Source organism: Streptomyces sp. NPDC056169, assembly GCF_042268445.1.
Taxonomy (GTDB): Bacteria; Actinomycetota; Actinomycetes; order Streptomycetales; family Streptomycetaceae; genus Streptomyces.
In genome coordinates this window covers 20,487-38,085 of record NZ_JBHJUO010000003.1, presented here as the reverse complement: position 1 = coordinate 38,085, position 17,599 = coordinate 20,487, and the positions used below count along the sequence as shown (strand labels likewise).

Here is a 17,599-nt window from a genome sequence, read left to right as displayed (position 1 = left end):
GGGAGGTTTTCATGCACCGTGCCACACCTCGTCTCCGCGCGCTCGCCGCGCTCCCCTTCGTCCTCGCCCTCGCCGTCCACCTGCTGCTCCTCGCCCGCCGGCGCGACGAGTTGCCCGCCGAGCTCGCCACCCACTTCTCCTTCAGGGGAGAGGCCGACGGCTGGACCGGCACGACCGCCTACGTCCTCATCACCACGGCCCTGTTCCTCGGCCTCGCCACCGGCGCGGCCCTGATCGTCCGGCGCCGGTTCCTGTGGACGGCCTGGGCCACCGCGGGCTTCGCCGGCGGACTCTTCGTCCAAGTCCTCCGCGCCAACCTCGTCGACGACGCGGATGCCGTGGTCTTTGCCGCCGGTACCGGCCTCGGGCTGGCACTGGTCGTGGCGGTCGTGACCGGTGTCGCGGGGTGGGCGCTGACCGCACTCGTCCCCGACGAGCCCGAGAAGGGCGTGGAGTCCGGGGAGGCTGCGGAGGGGGCGGCCGGTGGTCCCCGGCTTCCGCTCGCCGCCGGCGAGGCCGCCGGGTGGTCCAAGGACACCGGCTCGCGGGCGCTCACCGTCCTCGCCGTCCTCGTCCTCGCCTCCGCCCCGGCCGTCCTGCTCGTCGCCACCTGGCCCGGCGCCCTGATCGGCCTGCTCGGTCTCGTCATCGGCGTGCCGGGGCTCGCCCTCGCCCGGGTCCGGGTCGTCGTCGACCGGCACGGCCTCACCGTCCGCTCCGCCCTCGTCCCCCGCCCCCGGGTCCGCGTCCCGCTCGACGCGGTGGAGGGCGCGAGCGTCCGCGAGATCGACGCCGTCGCCGATTTCGGCGGCTGGGGCTACCGCGTCCGGGCCCACCGGACGGGCGTCGTGCTGCGCTCCGGCGAGGCCCTCGTCGTCCGCAGGGGGAGCGGCCGCGAGTTCGCGGTGACCGTGCCCGACGCCCGGACCGCCGCCGCCCTCCTGAACACGCTGGTCGAGCGGCATGGGAGGGTCTGACCGTGCTCTTCCGCGTCGACCCCGCCTCCTCCGTCCCCCTCGGCGACCAGATCGCCGCGTGCGTCCGCGGGGCGCTCGCCGACGGTTCCGCCGAGCCCGGTGAACGCCTCCCGGCCGCCCGGGAGCTCGCGGACTCCCTCGGGGTCAACGTCCACACCGTCCTCCGCGGCTACCAGCGGCTCCGCGAGGAGGGCCTCATCGAACTCCGCCGGGGCCGCGGCGCCGTCATCGTCCCCGGCGTCGCCGCGCCCGACCGCGCCCGTCTGGTCTCCCGGCTGCGCGAGGCGGCGGCGGAGGCCCGCGAACTGGGCCTGACGGAGGCGGAGTTCCTGGAGCTGGCGCGTACGAGCCTCGGCTGAGGCGCGTACCGGCGTCAGCTGAGGCCGCGTACCGGTCTCGGCTGAGGCGCGTACCGGCGTCAGCTGAGGCCGCGTACCAGCCTCGACTGAGACGCGTACAACCTCAGCCGAGTACGGAGCCGATCCCGACGTTCCAGCGGCCCGAGCGGCCGGTGAGCTCGACGGACGACCGGGGGCGCACGTCCAGACGCCAGAAGGCCGCCCCGGGCGCGCCGAGGGCGTGCGCGGCGGCCGCCCGGATCACGTCCGGCTCGGCGACGGCCCAGACGGTGCCCGGCTCCAGGGCGTCCATCCAGGCGGCGACCCGGTCCCACAGGGAGCGCAGGGACTCGCCGCCGTGCGGGACGGCGTCGGGGTCGGCGAGCCAGGCCGCCACCGACTCCGGCTCCTCGGCGGCGAGTTCGTCCAGGCGGCGGCCCCGCCACCGGCCCATCGCGCAGCCCGCGAGCGCCGGTTCGGCGACGGCTCCCGTGAGGCCGAGGAGTTCGGCCGTGCCCCGGCAGCGCGGGGACGGCGAGGTGAACAGCCGGACCCCCCGTCCGAGGCACACCCGGTCGGCGCTCGCCGGCTCCACCGGGGAGCCGTCGTCGAAGCGGGCCTCGCGCAGGGCCGCGTTCATCGCGGGGGCGACGAGAACGAGCCGTACGGTCCGCTCGGGCGGAGGCGGGCCGGCGGGTGACGCATCACCGGCGGAGGCGTCCGCGGGTGATGCGTCCACTGGTGGCGCGCCCGCGGGTGGCGCGTCCGCGGGTGGCGCGTCCGCTGGTGGTGCGTTCACGGAGGAAGCGTTCACGGGTGGTGCGTTCACGGGTGATTCATCCCTCAGTGGTCGATCGGGCGCCCATGCGCCCTTCCCGCGCTGCGGCCCGCGCGGTACGGTCACGGCGACAATTCCACAACCGACGACGGCGAGACGGAAGTCCGGTGAGAAACCGGCACGGTCGCGCCACTGTGAGCCGACCCGGCATGCCCGGGACCCGGCGAGTCAGACCCGACGACCGTCGTCGCGCACCACCGTTATGGGACGCGAGTTCCCGAGGAGGTTCCGCCATGGCCGAGGCCGTCGCCCCGTCCGTCATCCCCACCACCCCCGTCGCGCTGCCGGTTTCCCTGCCGGTCCGCACCGTGCTGCCCTGGGCCCTGTTCGCCGGGCTCCTGGCACTGGTCGCGCTCTACTTCGTCGGCGCCGAGCAGGGCGCCCTCTCCGTCTTCGCGGGCAGCGATGTCCACGAGTGGGTCCACGACGGTCGTCATCTGCTCGGCTTCCCCTGCCACTGATCGCGGTAGAGGAGCTCACGCACATGTCTGACACCTCGTCCTCCACCGTGAGGAGACTCCTGGTCCGCGGCATGCTCGCGGGCCTGATCGCCGGATTGTTCGCCTTCGTCGTCGCGTACGCCGTCGGCGAGCCGTCCGTCGACGCCTCGATCGCCGTCGAGGAGGCCGCCGCCCAGGCCGCGCACGCGGGCCACGGGGCGGCGGCCGCCGCCGGGGAGGCGGAGGAGGAGCTCGTCAGCCGGGACGTCCAGTCCACGGCCGGGCTCGCCACCGGCGTCCTCGTCTACGGTGTCGCGCTCGGCGGCATCGCCTCCCTCGCGTTCTCCTTCGTCCTGGGACGCGTCGGCCGGTTCACGCCGAAGGCGACCGCCGCGCTCGTCGCGGCCGCCGCCTTCACGACCGTGTACCTCGTGCCGTTCCTGAAGTACCCGGCGACCCCGCCGGCCGTCGGCAACCCGGACACCATCGGGAAGCGCACCACGCTCTTCTTCCTGATGATCCTGCTGAGCGTGCTGCTCGGCGTCGCCGCCGTCATCGCCGGCCGCCGCCTCGCCCCGCGCCTCGGCAACTGGAACGCGACCCTCGTCGCCGGCGCCGGTTTCGTCGCCGCCGTCGCCCTCGCCTGCGCGGTCCTGCCGGGCAACGACGACGCGGTGCAGGCCGGCTTCCCGGCAGTCGTGCTGTGGGAGTTCCGGCTCGCCACCCTCGGGATCCAGGCGGTCCTGTGGGCGGTCTTCGCCGTCGCCTTCGGCACCCTGGCGGAGCGGCTGCTCGCCCCGGCCGCGCCCCGCGCCGCGACCGCGGAGACGGTCCCGGCCTGAGACACGGCATGGTGCCCTGTCCCGCACGTGTACGGGGCAGGGCACCCGTGCGTTCAGCCCAGTTCGCGCACCGGAGCGCCCGCCAGGTACGCCTCGATGTCCTCGACCGCCTGCCCGAAGTAGCGGGCGTAGTTGCCCTCCGTCACGTACCCGAGGTGGGGCAGCGCCAGGACGTTCGGCAGCGACCGCAGCGGGTCGTCGGCCGGCAGTGGCTCCGTCGCGAAGACGTCGAGCCCGGCCCCCGCGATCCACCCCTCGCGCAGCGCCCGCAGCAGCGCCCCGCCGTCGACGAGCCCCGCCCGTGAGGTGTTGACGAGGTACGCGGACGGGCGCATCGCCCGCAGCTCCGGCTCCCCGATCAGGCCCCGCGTGCGGTCGGACAGCACCAGGTGCAGGGAGACGAAGTCGCTGCTCCCGAGCAGCTCCCGCCGGTCCTTCGCGAGCCGTACGCCGTGCTCCGCGGCCCGCTCCTCCGTCAGGTTCGGGCTCCAGGCGAGGACGTCCATGCCGAAGGCGAGACCGATCCGGGCGACCCGGCCGCCGATCTTGCCGAGTCCGACGAGGCCGAGGGTCCGGCCGGCCAGGTCGGCGCCGACGGTGGACTGCCAGGGCCCGCCCTCGCGCAGCGCCTGCGCCTCGGTCCGTACGTGCCGGGCGAGGCCCAGGAGCAGGGCCCAGGTGAGCTCGGTGGGCGGCTCGGGACTGCTGGCCGTCCCGCAGACGGTGATGCCCCGGGCGCGGGCGGCGGCGACGTCGATCGAGGCGTTGCGCAGCCCGGAGGTGACGAGCAGCCGGAGCCGGGGGAGCCGGTCGAGGAGGGCGGCGTCGACGGGGGTCCGCTCCCGCATGACGACGAGGATCTCGCAGTCCTCGACGGCGGCGACGAGCGCGTCCCGGTCGGCGAGGTGCTCGCGCAGCGCGCGGACCTCGACCCGGCCGGCGAGCGGGCTCCAGTCGGCGGAGGAGAGGGCGACACCCTGGTAGTCGTCGAGTACGGCGCAGCGCGGCAGGTTCATGACCGCATGATCGCCCTCCGCGCGACAAAGCCGCTCACCCCACGGAGAATTGCTCTGATTTGTCTCTCTGTGGGATGTCGCTGCGAGGAGTGGGTGCCGTGGATGCCAAGGACAGGGGTGCCGACGGTGCTGACGGTGACGGCGGTGACGGCGGTGCCGACCGTGCCGGCGGTGACGATCTGGCGGCGCTCCGGGCCCGGATCGCGGCCCTTGAGGCGAGTGCGGCGAGTGCGGCGAGTGCGCAGACGCCCCGGCCGCCCCATCACCGCCTCCGCTCGTTCTGCGCCGCCCTGCTCGTCGTCATCGGCTGCGTCCTGACGCCGCTGGGCATCGTCGCCGCCTGGACGTCGGACATCGTCGGCGACACCGACCGGTACGTGCAGACGGTCACCCCGCTCGCCTCCGACCCGGCCGTCCAGGAGGCCGTCGCGAACCGGGTGACGACCGCCGTCATGGAGCACATCGACCTGAACTCGCTCCTGGAGGGCGTGGCCCCGGAGCAGCGGCCGCTCCTGGAGAAGGCCCTGGGCAAACTGGGGGACTCCCTGGAGAGCGCGGTCGGCAGCTTCGTCCACGACCGGGCGCAGGACGTGGTGGCCTCCCCGGCCTTCGAGACGATCTGGATCGATGCCAACCGGGCGATCCACACCTCCCTCGACCGGGCCCTGACCGGCAGTGACGACGGCGCCGTGAAGATCGAGACGGACAAGGTCACGATCGACCTGGCGCCCGTGATCGACCGGGTGAAGGAGCGGCTCGTCGACTCGGGTCTGACGGTCGCGGGGAAGATCCCCGAGGTCCACACCGACTTCACCGTGCTCCAGGCCGACGACATCGGCAAGGTGAAGACGGGCTTCTCCCTGCTCCAGGTGATGGGCGTGTGGCTGCCGGTGATCTCGGTGCTGCTGGTCGCCGGCGGTGTCCTGCTGGCCGTGCGCCGGCGCCGCGCCCTGGTCGCCGGGGCGCTGGGGATCGCGGTGGCGGCCCTGGTCCTCGGCATCGCCCTCACCGTCTTCCGTACGGTCTATCTCAACGCCCTGCCGTCCGGGGTCTCCCCGGCCGCCGCCGGTGCCGTCTACGACACCCTGGTCCGGTATCTCCGCACCTCGGTGCGGGTGTTCGTGACGCTGGGCGTGCTGATCGCGCTCGCCGCCTGGATCTCCGGGCCCAGCCGCCCGGCGACCCTCGCCCGCGGCCTCTGGGACTCGGGCATCTCCGCGACCCGCGGCACCGCGGACCGCGCGGGCCTGCGGACGGGCCCGGTGGGGCCGTTCGTCCGCCGGTACCGCACCTGGATCACCTGGATCCTCGTCGCGGCGGCGGCCCTGTCCTGCGTCTTCTGGCCGCACCCCACGGGCTGGGTCGTGCTGGGCCTCGCCCTCGGTCTGCTCTTCGCGCTGGCGGTGGTGGCCTTCCTGGCGGAGGAGTCGCACGACGGGGACGCGCATGAGAAGGAGCCTCAGCCGGTGGCGTGAGGCTCCTTCTTCGGGGGGTGTCCGGGATCAGCGCCGTACGGCGGTGTCAGCGCCGTACGGTGTCGTCCGTCTTCAGGTCCTCCACGGCGTCGTCGAAGTCGTCGAGCTGGTCGGGGCAGTAAACCTGGAGCACGATCCGCTCGGCCTCGATGGCCTTCGTGTCGGAGATGACGGGCCGCTGGCCGGGGCCGGTGGTGCCGTTCGACTGGCCGATCTTCCAGAGCGCGGTCTGCAGGGCGTTGCCCGGCGCCTCGCAGACCGGACCGCCGTTCGTGCCGAGCAGCGCCTCGATGGTGTCGGTGTCGGGCGGCGCGGAGTAGCCGGCCTCAAGGAGTTCGTTCTGGAGCTGGTTGGCCTTGGCGAGGGACTCGTTGCTCGTCGTGACAGCCGTGTACTTGATCACCCCGGTGACGGCGAGGCCGACGAGGATCACGATCGCGCCCCAGTAGATCCACTTGTGCTCGGAGGCGTATCGGGTGGGGCTCATGACCGGTCTCCCTCGGTCGACGCGCCCGCGCCCGACGGGCCGGCCGCGGCTTCGACGGTGCGCCAGCTCGGCTTGCGGAACTTCAGGAAGGCCCAGGGGATGAGGAACCCGAGGACGAGCAGGCCGCTGGCGATGAAGAGGGCGTACGCCCAGACGCTGCCGCCGCCGAACTGGGACGGCGGTACGAAGCCGATGGCGAGGGCCGCGAGCGAGGAGAGCAGGCCGACCGTGCAGATCAGTCCGAGGGCGGGTGCCCGGTAGCCGCGCGGATGGTCGGGATGGGTCTTCCGCAGCCGCATCGCGGCGGCGAACATCAGCAGGTAGACGATGAGATAGACCTGCGTGGTGATGGTGGAGAAGATCCAGTAGACGCTCGACACGTTGGGGATGAGCGCGTACATCAGGGCGATGATCGAGGTCACGACGCCCTGGGTGACCAGGATGTTCTGCTGGACGCCGAACTTGTTGAGCTGCTGTAGGAACGGCGGCAGGTAGCCCTCGTGGCGGGAGATCTCCAGGAGGCCCTTCGACGGCCCGGCGAGCCAGGTGAGCATGCCGGCCAGGGACGCGGAGATCAGCATGACGGCGGCGATCGGCGTCATCCAGCCGATGTCGAAGTACGAGAAGAACGCGTCGAAGGCCTGCATGACGCCCGCGGTGAGGCTGAGCTGGTCCGCGGGGACGACCCAGCTGATCGCGAGCGCGGGCAGGATGAAGATCAGCAGCACCAGGCACACGGCCAGGAACATCGACTTCGGGTACTCCTTGCCGGGGTTCTTCAGCGAGGAGACGTGGACGGCGTTCATCTCCATGCCGGAGTACGACAGGAAGTTGTTGACGATCAGGACGAGGCTGGCGAGGCCCGTCCACTGCGGCAGCAGGTGGTCGGCGTTCATGGGGGCGGCCGACGGGTTGCCCTGGCCCAGGAAGACCATGCCGAGGACGACGAGGATCGTGCCGGGTACGAGCGTCCCGATGATCAGGCCCCAACTGGACAGTCCCGCGAGGGCCTTCGTCCCGCGTGAGGAGACCCAGACGCCGGTCCAGTACAGGACCATGATGACGATCGCGGTGTAGACGCCGTTGGAGGCCAGGGACGGGTCGATGACGTACGCGATCGTGGAGGCCACGAAGGCCAGCAGGCTCGGGTAATAGAAGATCGTCATCGCGAACTGGCACCAGACCGCGAGGAATCCGAGCGGCTTGGACAGCCCCTCGGAGACCCAGCGGTAGACGCCGCCGTTCCAGCCGGAGGCGAGCTCGGCGGAGACCAGCGCCGTCGGCAGCAGGAAGACCACGGCCGGGACGAGGTAGAGGAAGACGCACGCCAGGCCGTAGATGGCCATGGTGGGCGCGGCCCGCAGGCTCGCCACCGAGGCGGTCGTCATCAGGGCGAGTGTCACCCAGGTCATGGTGGTGGGCGCGGCGGGCGTCGCCGCCGCCGCACGCGGTCTGGGCACTTCGGCCGGGGTGTCGAGACTGCTCATGGGCCCTCCCATCGGTCACACGATCCCCCCAGGCTCGATCGGCGGGTGGGGTGCGGCAACCGGTGGCACCCGTCCGGGCTAGCCCTTCGGCGTGTTGCCCCTCGGGCGGCCCTTCGGGCGGGTCTTGGGCGGCCTTCGGGCGGGTCTTGGGCGGCCTTCGGGCGGGTCTTGGGCGGCCTTCGGGCGGGTCTCGGGCGGCCCCCAGGCGACCCCTCGGCCGGGCCTCAGCACCGGCCTCAGCAAGGGCCTCGGCCGGGCCTCAGCCGGCGGGCGTGCGGGTGAAGGACCGGCGGTACGAGCGGGGCGGGACGCCCCGGCGGCGGACGAACTGGGCGCGCAGCACGGCCGCGCTGCCGAAGCCGACCGCGCGGGCGATCTCCTCGACCGGCAGGTCCGTCGTCTCCAGGAGCTCCTCGGCGCGGCTGAGGCGCAGCCCGAGCAGCCAGGCGTGCGGGGTGGTCCCCGTGGAGGCGGCGAACCGGCGGGCGAAGGAACGCCGGCTCATCAGGGCCCGGCGGGCCAACTCGGCGACGGGGAGCGGCTCGTGGAGATGCTCCCGGGCCCAGGCGAGGACCTCGGAGAGCCGCTCGTCCTGACTGTCCTCGGGTACGGGGGTGGCCAGGTACTGGGCCTGGCCGCCGTCCCGGTGGGAGGGAAGCACCAGGTCCCGGGCGATGGCGTTGGCCGTCGTGGCGCCGTACTCGCGGCGCAGGAGGTGCAGGCACAGGTCGAAGCCGGCGGCGGCGCCCGCGCCCGTGGCGACGCTGCCCTCGTCCACGTACAGGGCGTCGGGGTCGACGGTGACGTCCGGGTGGCGCTCGGCGAGGAGGCCGGCGAACCGCCAGTGGGTGGTCGCCCGCCGGCCGTCGAGGAGCCCGGCCGCGGCGAGCGCGAAGGCGCCGACGCAGTGGGCCGCGACCAGCGCGCCGCGCCCGTGGGCGGTGGTCAGCGCGTCGAGCACGGCGGGTGCCGGGGGCGTACGGAAGTCGGCCCAGGGCAGGGCGATGACGAGGTCGGCCGAGGCGAGCCGGTCCAGGCCGTCCTCGACGACGAGCGGCAGTCCGACATCGGTGCGGACCCGGCCGGGCCGGTCGGTGCAGAGGGCGAAGTCGAAGCGCGGCAGGCCCTGTCCGCGGAAGTCGAACACCTCGGAGACGATGCCGGCGCCGAGCATGCCGACGCCGGGCGGGGCGTAGGCGGCGACGGTCACGAAGGGCGGCACTCCAGGAGTGTGGCACGGCCCCGGGCCGGACCGGCCGGCCCGGCTGGCACGATTCACGCGATCGGTGGCAGCACGGCCACTCGTGAAGGGGCCGCCGGAAGCGAAGACTTGGGTCCATGAACACCAACGACGACGCACTGCGCGGCCGCACCGCCCGCTACACGGTCCTGACCACCGGCTACACCCTCTCCACCGGCCCGGGGGTCGCCGCCACCGTCTCCTACGTGCACGACGGCGACCGGCACGTGATCGTCGACCCCGGCATGGTCGCCGGCCGCGACCGGATCCTCGGCCCGCTCGCCGAACTGGGCCTCGGCCCCGACGACATCACCGACGTCGTGCTCAGCCACCACCACCCGGACAACACCATGAACGTCGGCCTCTTCGGCCGGGCGCGCGTCCACGACCACCACGCGATCTACGAGAACGACCAGTGGACCGACCGGGACGCCGAGGGCTACGAACTCACCCCGTCGCTCCGCCTGATCCGGACGCCCGGCCACAGCCGCGAGGACATCACGCTCCTCGCGGGCACCGACACGGACGTCGTCGCCTTCGTGGGCGACCTGTGGTGGCGGCCGAACGGCCCCGTGGACGACCCGGTCGCCCCGGACCACACGGTCCTGCGCGACTCCCGACTCCGGGTGCTCGCCGCCGCGGACGTCATCGTCCCCGGCCACGGCCCGGCCTTCCCGGCGGACGACACGGCGCCGCGCTGACACAGCGGACAGAAACGACCGAGGCCCCGGGGGACTGCCCCGGGGCCTCGTCGGTCGTTCGGGCGGAGGGCCGCTCCTGGCCGGGCTACTCCCCGGCCGGGCTGCTCCTTGGCCGGGCCAGTCCTGGCCGGGCCAGTCCCCGGCCGGGCTACTCCTTGGCCGGGCCAGTCCTGGCCGGGCCAGTCCCCGGCCGGGCTACTCCTTGGCCGGTGGCTGCTCCTGCGTGCCCAGCTGCTCGTTGATCTTCTGCTGGGCCGTATCGACCTGGCCCGCGTACTTGTTGCCCGTCTTGGCGTCGATGGCGTCGCCCGCCTTCTCGACACCCTGACGTGCGGTGTCCTCATGGCCCTTGAGCATGCCCTTGAGCTTGTCGAGCATGGACATTGCGTGTCCTCCTCATGAAAAGCCGACGCCCCCAGCATCGCGGCCATGCGGAACTTCCGCATCTGGAGACGTGATGTCGCCGAGCTTCCAGGACCGCTCGAAGTACGGCTCCAGGGGCCCGTAGAAGCGGGTGTAGGCGAACCAGTGGCGGCCGGGGACGGTCTGCACCCAGTTCGTCTCGCCGGACGCGGGCGGCTCGGGCCCGAAGTGGAGGAGGACGGAGCCGTCGTCCTCGTACACCAGCTCGTCGTCGCGCGAACCGCGGTCACCCCGCTGGTCGGAGCGGTCCATCATCTGGACGAGGTCCCATTGCCGGTCGGGCCAGTAGCGGGCACCGGGGAAGCGCTTGGCGAAGGAGTTCGTCTTCGCCATGAGCTCGCCGACCGCGCTCGCCCGGGTCAGGATGCGGACCAGCCGCTCGTCGGGCGCGAACGGCTTCCCCTTCTCGATGCCGAGCTGCTTCAGCATGGCGAGGAAGAACCGGTCGCGTTCGTCGACGGTCTCGCGCTGGTAGATGTCGTGCAGCCGCTCCCAGTACTCCAGACCGCCCGGCTGGTCCCCGGACCAGGGACGGCCCTCCGGGGAGACCAGCCGGGTCGTGGCGCTCTCGTCGCCGTACGGGTGGATGCGGACGGCGTCGACGAGGGCCTTGGCCCGTATGGGGTCGGGGTCGAGGGTGCGGAAGCCGACCACGCTAGACGCGACTCCGCCGCCCCGCCTGACGAGGCATCCACGTGTCCAGCCACCAGGGCCCGGCGGCCTCCTCAGACGTCCGAAAGGCCGCCGTCGCCGAGGATCTCGCGGGCCCGCAGACCGGCCTGGAAGCGGGAGCGGGCGTCGAGGGCGGTCATCAGGGACGCGACCCGGCGCCGATAGGTCCGCAAGGACACCCCGAGGAGACGGGAGGCCGTCTCGTCCGTGTGGCCGGTGGCCAGGGAGCGCAGCACGGCCCGATCGTCGCCGCCGAGCGGAGGAAACGGGCGACGGCGGTACGCGGCGAGGTCCGTCGCGGTCTCCCAGGCCGTCTCGAACAGGGCCCGGACCCCGGCCACGGCGCCCGGCTCCTGGACGACGCTGTACGTACGGACTCCGCCCGCGGCGGACCGCGGGGCCGCGAGAACCGCCAGGCGCCCGTCGACGACGATCGCCTCGTGGGCCGGCGGCGCGGGCGAGATCCGGACCTCCGCGCCGGCCGCCGCGAGCCGGTCGAGCAGCTCCGGGCCGCCGGGGGCCACGAAGACACCGGGCCCGTACAGCTTGCGCACCACGAGCCCCGGCGCGGGGGAGCGCCGCACGCCCGAGGCCGCGGCCGCCGACCACGTACCGAGGTCTCCGGCGACGCACAGGAACTCCCGCCGCACCCCGTCGAAGAGGGCGCCCGCGCGCCGTACCAGCTCGGCCTCGCCCCGCAGGGTCACGATCCCGGTCGTCGTCATGGCACCAAGCTGCCAGGAGTTCGCCCGAGGCGGGAGCGCCCCGGAGGATCGGGCCTCATGACCACCCACAGCGCGCCCCGACCACCCCTCACCTCTCCCTACCTCCTGGGCGGCGACCTCCCGGTCGCCCGCATGGGCTTCGGCACCATGAGGCTGCCGGCGAGCAGTTTGGGCGGCCCGGCGAACGACCCGGAGACGTCGGCCGCCGTCCTGAGGCGAGCCGTCGACCTCGGGGTGAACCACCTGGACACCGCCTGGTTCTACTTCCACGGCGACCTCTCGGCGAACGGCCTGATCCGCAGCGTCCTGCACCCGTACCCCGACGACCTGGTCCTCGCGGCGAAGGTCGGCCCGGTCCGGCACCCCGACGGCAGCTGGGGCGCCCAGGCCACCCCCGGCGAGCTGGCGGCGCACGTCCACCGCACGCTGCGGGAACTGGGCCGGGACCGCCTGGACCTCGTCTACCTCCGCCTGCAGGACAGCGAGGCGGACAAGGCGGACGACTCACTGGCCGACCGCTTCGGCGCACTGGCCGCCCTGCGGGAGGAGGGCCTGATCCGCCACCTCGGCCTGAGCAACACGACCACCGACGAGCTCGCCAGGGCCCAGCGCATCGCCCCGGTGGCGGCCGTACAGAACATGTACGGCCTCTTCCACCGCCAGGACCAGACGGTCCTCGACGCCTGCACCCGGCAGGGCATCGCCTTCGTCCCGTTCTTCTCTCTGGAGACCCTGGGCCGCCCCGAACCGACCGAGCCGCTCGCCCGCGTGGCGGCCCGGCACGGCGCCTCCCCCCAACAGGTCAAGCTGGCCTGGACGATGGCCCGGTCGCCGGTGGTCCTCCCGATCCCCGGCACCTCTTCGCCGGCACACGTCGAGGACAACATCGCGGCGGCGTCCCTCCACCTCACCGAGGAGGACCTGACCGAACTGACCGCCGCGACGGCGTGAACGGCACCCGGCAGCCGGTTCGGGCGCGGGGCTGGGGCCCTCGCGCCGTGTGACACCCGGGCGTCCGGACGTCCGGGTGCGTCCACGGGGGCCGACGCGCATCGGCGTCGGCCCACGGACAGGGCCGCCGCCAAGGCCGCCGCCAGGGCCGCCGCTAGGGTCGGCGGCATGACCGTCGCTCGTTCCCTCGCCCTCTTCGCCGTCGCCGCACTCTTCGAGATCGGCGGCGCCTGGCTGGTCTGGCAGGGCATCCGCGAGCACAAGGGCTGGATCTGGATCGGCGCCGGCGTCATCGCGCTCGGTCTGTACGGGGTGGTGGCCACGCTCCAGTCCGACGACAACTTCGGCCGCGTCCTCGCCGCCTACGGCGGCATCTTCGTCGCCGGATCCATCGCCTGGGGCGTGGTCGCCGACGGCTACCGCCCCGACCGCTACGACGTCATCGGCGCCCTGATCTGCCTCGCCGGCATGGCCGTGATCATGTACGCACCCCGCAGCCACTGACGCGTCAGGAGTACCGGCTCAGGCCCCCTGCGGGCGCCCCTTCCCGGTCGGGGGCACGCGGGCAGGGGTGAAGGTGCGGGTCACCAAGAGCGGCCCTTCCGTCGTCCCCTCCGCTGCCGTCGCTGCCCTGACTGCCCTGCTGACGAAGGCCAACTCGGCACCGTCGTAGGGCGCGCCGAGCATGACGGCCTCATGCAAATCGGCCCCCACCCGCTCCTCCACGTCCCGGGACACCGGCACGCAGGCGCAGACGAGCAGCGGTGTGCTCCCGGCGGGGTCGTCGGCCGCGTAGACCCAGGTCCGGCCCTCCTCGTCCAGCCGCTCCAGCACCCGCAGGGCGGGCACCGGTCCGCGGCGCAGCGCGGTGCCACGCCGACGTGCCAGAAGTCCCGTCGTCAGCAACGAGAGCCCGGGCAGTCCGCCGGCCAGGCCCAGCAGCTGCCAGCCGAGCGCGTCGTACGGCTCGGCGACCAGCCGCCGCCACTTCTCGTCCTCCAGCACCACCACCCGGGTGCCGAGGCGATAGTCCTCGGGGAAGAGGGCGTCGACGGAGATGCGCCGTCCGTCATCGGTACGGACCCGCAGAGACAAGTCCGTACGGCCGGTGACCTCGGCCTCGGTACGCGTCGCCCGGGCGGCCTGCTGCTCGTCCCCGTGGACGGCGCGCAAGCCCGTGACGATCGCGCCGACGGCCACGGCGCACAGCAGCAGCCCGGCGACGACGGGGATCGTGCCCCGTCCGACAGGACCGGCGAACTCCAGCCGCCGGCCCTGTGCGGCGTCCACCCGGTCGACGAGCCGCCGCTGCTTCCGCCGCGCGGCCAGCCTCGCCCACGACGCTGCCGAGCCGAGGCCGAGGGCCGCGATGACCGCCAGATTCGCCGCCCGGGACACCCATCCGTCGGAGGAGAGCTCCTCCCACGCCACGATGACCGCGAGCACCGGTGCGGCGGCGAGGGCGAGCTCGGGCAGCCGCGCGAACCAGTACAACAAGCCGACGGCCAGGCCGACTTGCGCCATGCCGACCCAGTCCGTTCCGCACGGCGCCACGTCGCTGCACACCGGCGCGGGCTCGGTGACGATCGCGGCGACGACCGTCACCAGCAGCGCGAGGACGGACCAGAACGGCCTCGCCCACGAGCCGGGGCGTGCGCCGGTCCAGGCCGCCGCATCATCGGACAACCAGGCGCGAACGTCTCCGGAGTCGGAGTCGGAGTCGGGGCCGGTGTCGGGGCCGGAGTCGGAAACAGAGACGGAGTCGGAGACGGAGCCGGAAACGGAGACGGAGCCGGAGCCGGAACGGGGCGGTATCGGTACCGAGTTCGTGGACACCCGAGGATTATGCGCCGACCCTCCCCGGTGCCGGGGCTTTCCACGACTAGCCTCCGGAGCATGCTGCGCATCGTCGACGCCCGTACCGGCCACCTGGTGGAGATTCCCTCCGTACGACGCCATCTCCTGAGCATCTGCGTCCACCTGCCGGCCGGCGACGCCCGGATCGGCATGACGGACCTGCGGCTGCTCCTGGTCGGTGACGTACTGGCGCGGACGGCGGAGCTGCACGGCCTGCAGTCCCGCATGTTCCTCACCACGCCGGACCTGCCGCAGGAGCAGTCCGAGGCGCTGGGCCGCGCCATGTCCGCCCTTGGCGTCCACCCGCCCGCCGACGCCGGTGTCCACCCTCCGAACGGAACGCTCTGCGCCGCTGCCGACGTGCACGTCCGCGCGTACGACCCCGCCGCACCGAACGAGGTCGGCGGGGTCCGCATCGACGTGGGCCGGGTCGGCCTGACATCCCGGGAGAGGGACGTCCCGGACCGTGCCCGACCCCACGTCCTGGCATCAGGGCTCCTGGACGCCGTCGCCCCGGAGGGGACCGATCCGCTGGCGGTGAGGCTGCTGATGCTCGGCCACGCTCACCGCACGCCGGTCACGTTCACCGGTACGGCGCTCGACGAGGCCCGGCGGACGCTGGGCGACTGGCGGGAGCTGGTGGCGGACTGGGCGCAGGAGCCGTCCAGGCCGGTCCCTGCCGATGTGCTGCGCCACGCCCATGACGTGCTGGCCGAGGATCTCGGCGTACCCGCCGTCCTGGACGGGCTGGTCACCGTGGCGACGCGCCCCGACGTACCGGCCGGTGCCAAGTTCGAGACGTTCGCCTTCCTCGACCGCGTCCTCGGGCTGGACCTCGCGCGCGAAGTGGGACACCAGCACCGGCCGGCGACCTGACGTCGGGTGCGGGGGCCGTCCGGCTCAGCCGCGTTCTTCCTCTTCGGCCTCCATGCGGCGGATTCCCTGGTGCGTGAGGGAGACCATCGCGGGTGTGTTGCCCGGCTCCCAGTCGACGGTGATCAGCTCCTCGCCGGCCAGGTAGGTGCAGGCGGCGGCCAGGTCCTCCTCCGGGATGCGAAGGTCGTTTCGCAGCTTCCGCCCCGGGACTCCGAGGAGGCGGTTGCCTTCGGTGGCTTCGTAGAGGGCGTTCAGGACCCGTTCGCGGTAGACCTGTCGCTCGCGGAGAGTCGCCATGATCAAGTCCCTTGGTTCGTCGAGGTCACGCGAGCACGGCCACCAGGCGCCGTCCAACAGGCCGGCGAGGGTGGTCTTCGGTGTCAGCGACAGGCGCACCGAAAGCGGGGGGTGCGAGGGGGACGGTCATGATCGCGGACCCGTCTCCGGGCCGCTCTGCAGGGCGGCCCAGTGTCTTGATCGCCGGGAACGACGTCCGCGTGGGAGCGGGTGCTCGGGTTACTCCCGGTATCTTCAGCCTACTCCGCTCCGTGGTCGGACGAGCCGGTCCGACCAGGCGATTTCCCACCGGGAACACCGCGCGATCGGGCCGGCGCAGCCTCTTTCGCCCGGCGAACCGCCCTGCCTGTGCCGCCCTGCCCGTGCCGCTCTGCCCGTGCCGCCCTGTCTGTGCCGCTCTGCCCGTGCCGCTCTGCCCGTGCCGCCCTGTCCGTACTACCCTGCCCGTACCGCCCTGTCCGTGCCGCACCTCACGGCACGTCCCCGCGTCATCCGCGCCACTCGACCAGGACGAGGGTGGCGTCGTCCGAAGTGGCTTCGCCACGTGCCCGCTTGAGCGTGTGGGACAGGTCCCGTGCCACCGCGCGGACCCCTCGGTCCGCCTTCTCCAGCTGATTCACCCAGTCGATCAGCTGGTCCTCGCCGAACTGTTCCTGCCCGCTCTCGTGTTCCTCGACCAGCCCGTCGGTGAACCAGAGGACGCGATCCCCCCGTTCGAGCGTCACGCCGCTGACCTGAGGCTGTGCTCCTCCGAAGCCGACGGGAAGCGTCGTGGGGCTGTCCAGGCGGCGTACGACGCGGTGTTCGCGGATCAGCATGGGGGCCGGATGCCCCGCGTTGACCCACTGGAGGCGGCCGGTGACGGTGTCCAGCCGCATCATCTGCGCGGTCACGAAGTGGTCGGGTTCGAACTGCTCGGCCACGGCCCGGTCCATGAAGAGGTAGATCTCGGACAGTTCGATGCTGATCCGGCGGGCGTGCCGGTACGCGCCGATGGCCACGGTGGCCATCGTGGCCGCGTCCAGTCCGTGGCCCATGGCATCGACCATCGCGAGGTGGAAGGTGTCCTCGTTCAGGGCGTAGTCGAAGCTGTCGCCCGCCACGTCGTACGCGGGCTCCAGCACGCCGGCGACGGCGACGCGCGGCGTCACCATCGACAGGGGTGGCAGCAGCGACCACTGGATCTCGGCGGCGACGCTCATCGGCTCGCTGCGGCGGGTGCGGAAGAAGAGGTCGGTGTGGCTGTGCTTGGTCTGCATCATGCCGGCGATCAGACCCGCGATCCTTCGCAGCAGGCGGCGGTCGTCGTCGTCGACGGTGTCCAGGGTGACGGCCAGGATGCCCGCCTGGTCGCCCCCGTCCAGCAAGGGCAGCAGAACCCGTACGCCGTCGGGCAGGACGAGTTCGACCGGGCGCGAGGCGAGGAAGCACCGGCCGGCGTCGGAGTGGTCGATGGACTGCGGTTCGCCGCCCGCCAGCCCTTCGCCCGGGAGGGGGACCAGCTTCCGTTGCCCGTAGTCCTGGAGCAGGATCTGCGGATCCCGTCCCCCCAGCCGGGCCACCGTGTCGGCGAGGACGGGCCCGACCAGATGGGGCGCCAGCTCGTGGACACGGTCCACGAGCCCGCCCAGCAGCCCCTCTCCGAAGCTCTCCGAGCGATCCGGAGGCCCGGGCTGTCCGGCTGCCATCCAGTTGCCTCCCACCGGGCAGGCTGCGGAACCCTCGTCGGGCGCTGCCGTACGAGCGCAGGCGCCGAGGGTCTCGTCATCAAGAATGCGCCTCGGCGGCCGGGCGGGCCACATGTGACGACCGCCCCTCCACCGGACTGCGTGACGAGCGCCGTCGGTCTGGACGACGAAGAAGGCCCAGGTCGCCGACGGCACACGCGGTGCCCGGCCTGGAGCCGTCCCCCATATGGCCCAGCACAGCAGGGCGGCAGCGGGGTGGCGTCCGTAGG

20 protein-coding genes and 1 riboswitch are annotated in these 17,599 nt (G+C 73.1%); of the genes, 9 read left to right on the top strand and 11 right to left on the bottom strand.

Features of this window, described 5'->3' with window-relative positions:
- Positions 1-11: 11 nt before the first annotated feature.
- Both ACFC0G_RS05090 and ACFC0G_RS05085 read left to right on the top strand, forming a co-directional pair.
- Positions 12-977, top strand: a complete 966-nt coding sequence (locus ACFC0G_RS05090) for a DUF1648 domain-containing protein (RefSeq protein ID WP_376397420.1) — start codon at positions 12-14, stop codon at positions 975-977.
- A 2-nt stretch (positions 978-979) separates the two neighbouring features.
- The gene (locus ACFC0G_RS05085; RefSeq protein WP_056653345.1) at positions 980-1,336 is read left to right on the top strand and encodes a GntR family transcriptional regulator; all 357 of its coding nucleotides are present in this window, start codon (positions 980-982) and stop codon (positions 1,334-1,336) included.
- 103 nt (positions 1,337-1,439) lie between these two features.
- Here the strand turns inward: ACFC0G_RS05085 and ACFC0G_RS05080 are convergent, their stop codons facing one another.
- Positions 1,440-2,054 carry a histidine phosphatase family protein gene (locus ACFC0G_RS05080; RefSeq protein ID WP_376397416.1) on the bottom strand — a complete coding sequence of 205 codons (615 nt, stop codon included), beginning with the start codon at positions 2,052-2,054 and terminating at the stop codon, positions 1,440-1,442.
- 197 nt (positions 2,055-2,251) lie between these two features.
- A riboswitch (cobalamin riboswitch) is annotated at positions 2,252-2,327 on the top strand.
- 59 nt (positions 2,328-2,386) lie between these two features.
- Between ACFC0G_RS05080 and ACFC0G_RS05075 the strand changes: the two genes are divergently transcribed.
- Both ACFC0G_RS05075 and ACFC0G_RS05070 read left to right on the top strand, forming a co-directional pair.
- Positions 2,387-2,614, top strand: coding sequence for a CbtB-domain containing protein (locus ACFC0G_RS05075; RefSeq protein WP_376397413.1), 228 nt, complete (start codon positions 2,387-2,389; stop codon positions 2,612-2,614).
- Positions 2,615-2,637: 23 nt separating this feature from the next.
- A complete protein-coding gene (locus ACFC0G_RS05070; protein ID WP_376397410.1) occupies positions 2,638-3,435 on the top strand; it encodes a CbtA family protein in 798 nt (265 codons plus the stop codon).
- 53 nt (positions 3,436-3,488) lie between these two features.
- On the opposite strand, the gene ACFC0G_RS05065 is transcribed toward ACFC0G_RS05070, so the two are convergent.
- Positions 3,489-4,451, bottom strand: a complete 963-nt coding sequence (locus tag ACFC0G_RS05065; RefSeq protein ID WP_376397407.1) for a D-2-hydroxyacid dehydrogenase family protein — start codon at positions 4,449-4,451, stop codon at positions 3,489-3,491.
- A gap of 74 nt (positions 4,452-4,525) precedes the next feature.
- On the opposite strand from ACFC0G_RS05065, the gene ACFC0G_RS05060 reads away from it, so the two are divergent.
- Positions 4,526-5,926 (top strand): hypothetical protein, encoded by a 1,401-nt coding sequence (locus ACFC0G_RS05060; protein WP_376397404.1) that lies wholly within the window; start codon positions 4,526-4,528, stop codon positions 5,924-5,926.
- A 46-nt stretch (positions 5,927-5,972) separates the two neighbouring features.
- On the opposite strand, the gene ACFC0G_RS05055 is transcribed toward ACFC0G_RS05060, so the two are convergent.
- From ACFC0G_RS05055 to ACFC0G_RS05045, 3 genes are all read right to left on the bottom strand, one after another.
- Complete coding sequence (locus ACFC0G_RS05055; RefSeq protein ID WP_376397402.1) at positions 5,973-6,413, bottom strand: hypothetical protein; 441 nt, start codon at positions 6,411-6,413, stop codon at positions 5,973-5,975.
- Positions 6,410-7,900, bottom strand: a complete 1,491-nt coding sequence (locus tag ACFC0G_RS05050; protein WP_376397399.1) for an APC family permease — start codon at positions 7,898-7,900, stop codon at positions 6,410-6,412. Before ACFC0G_RS05050 ends, ACFC0G_RS05055 begins: the two co-directional genes overlap by 4 nt.
- A gap of 259 nt (positions 7,901-8,159) precedes the next feature.
- Positions 8,160-9,074 carry a helix-turn-helix domain-containing protein gene (locus ACFC0G_RS05045; RefSeq protein WP_376398408.1) on the bottom strand — a complete coding sequence of 305 codons (915 nt, stop codon included), beginning with the start codon at positions 9,072-9,074 and terminating at the stop codon, positions 8,160-8,162.
- Between the two features lie 164 nt (positions 9,075-9,238).
- Between ACFC0G_RS05045 and ACFC0G_RS05040 the strand changes: the two genes are divergently transcribed.
- Entirely contained in the window at positions 9,239-9,841 is a 603-nt protein-coding gene (locus ACFC0G_RS05040) for an MBL fold metallo-hydrolase (protein WP_150160163.1), read from the top strand.
- 195 nt (positions 9,842-10,036) lie between these two features.
- Here ACFC0G_RS05040 and ACFC0G_RS05035 read toward each other — a convergent pair whose 3' ends face one another.
- From ACFC0G_RS05035 to ACFC0G_RS05025, 3 genes are all read right to left on the bottom strand, one after another.
- Positions 10,037-10,225, bottom strand: a complete 189-nt coding sequence (locus tag ACFC0G_RS05035) for an antitoxin (protein ID WP_376397395.1) — start codon at positions 10,223-10,225, stop codon at positions 10,037-10,039.
- A gap of 12 nt (positions 10,226-10,237) precedes the next feature.
- Positions 10,238-10,918 (bottom strand): DUF1214 domain-containing protein, encoded by a 681-nt coding sequence (locus ACFC0G_RS05030; protein ID WP_376397392.1) that lies wholly within the window; start codon positions 10,916-10,918, stop codon positions 10,238-10,240.
- Between the two features lie 71 nt (positions 10,919-10,989).
- Positions 10,990-11,661 carry a DNA-binding response regulator gene (locus ACFC0G_RS05025; protein WP_376397389.1) on the bottom strand — a complete coding sequence of 224 codons (672 nt, stop codon included), beginning with the start codon at positions 11,659-11,661 and terminating at the stop codon, positions 10,990-10,992.
- Positions 11,662-11,718: 57 nt separating this feature from the next.
- Here ACFC0G_RS05025 and ACFC0G_RS05020 point away from each other — a divergent pair, with 57 nt between their 5' ends.
- Positions 11,719-12,612, top strand: coding sequence for an aldo/keto reductase (locus ACFC0G_RS05020; protein ID WP_376397386.1), 894 nt, complete (start codon positions 11,719-11,721; stop codon positions 12,610-12,612).
- Positions 12,613-12,780: 168 nt separating this feature from the next.
- Complete coding sequence (locus ACFC0G_RS05015; protein WP_376397383.1) at positions 12,781-13,116, top strand: YnfA family protein; 336 nt, start codon at positions 12,781-12,783, stop codon at positions 13,114-13,116.
- 18 nt (positions 13,117-13,134) lie between these two features.
- On the opposite strand, the gene ACFC0G_RS05010 is transcribed toward ACFC0G_RS05015, so the two are convergent.
- On the bottom strand, positions 13,135-14,448 hold the full coding sequence (locus tag ACFC0G_RS05010; RefSeq protein ID WP_376397380.1) for a hypothetical protein: 1,314 nt from the start codon (positions 14,446-14,448) through the stop codon (positions 13,135-13,137).
- Between the two features lie 60 nt (positions 14,449-14,508).
- Between ACFC0G_RS05010 and ACFC0G_RS05005 the strand changes: the two genes are divergently transcribed.
- Positions 14,509-15,345, top strand: a complete 837-nt coding sequence (locus ACFC0G_RS05005) for a hypothetical protein (protein ID WP_376397377.1) — start codon at positions 14,509-14,511, stop codon at positions 15,343-15,345.
- A gap of 24 nt (positions 15,346-15,369) precedes the next feature.
- Here the strand turns inward: ACFC0G_RS05005 and ACFC0G_RS05000 are convergent, their stop codons facing one another.
- Positions 15,370-15,699: a hypothetical protein gene (locus ACFC0G_RS05000; protein ID WP_376398405.1), complete on the bottom strand. Its 330-nt coding sequence runs from the start codon at positions 15,697-15,699 to the stop codon at positions 15,370-15,372.
- A gap of 431 nt (positions 15,700-16,130) precedes the next feature.
- Complete coding sequence (locus tag ACFC0G_RS04995; protein WP_376397374.1) at positions 16,131-17,330, bottom strand: PP2C family protein-serine/threonine phosphatase; 1,200 nt, start codon at positions 17,328-17,330, stop codon at positions 16,131-16,133.
- Positions 17,331-17,599: the final 269 nt, after the last annotated feature.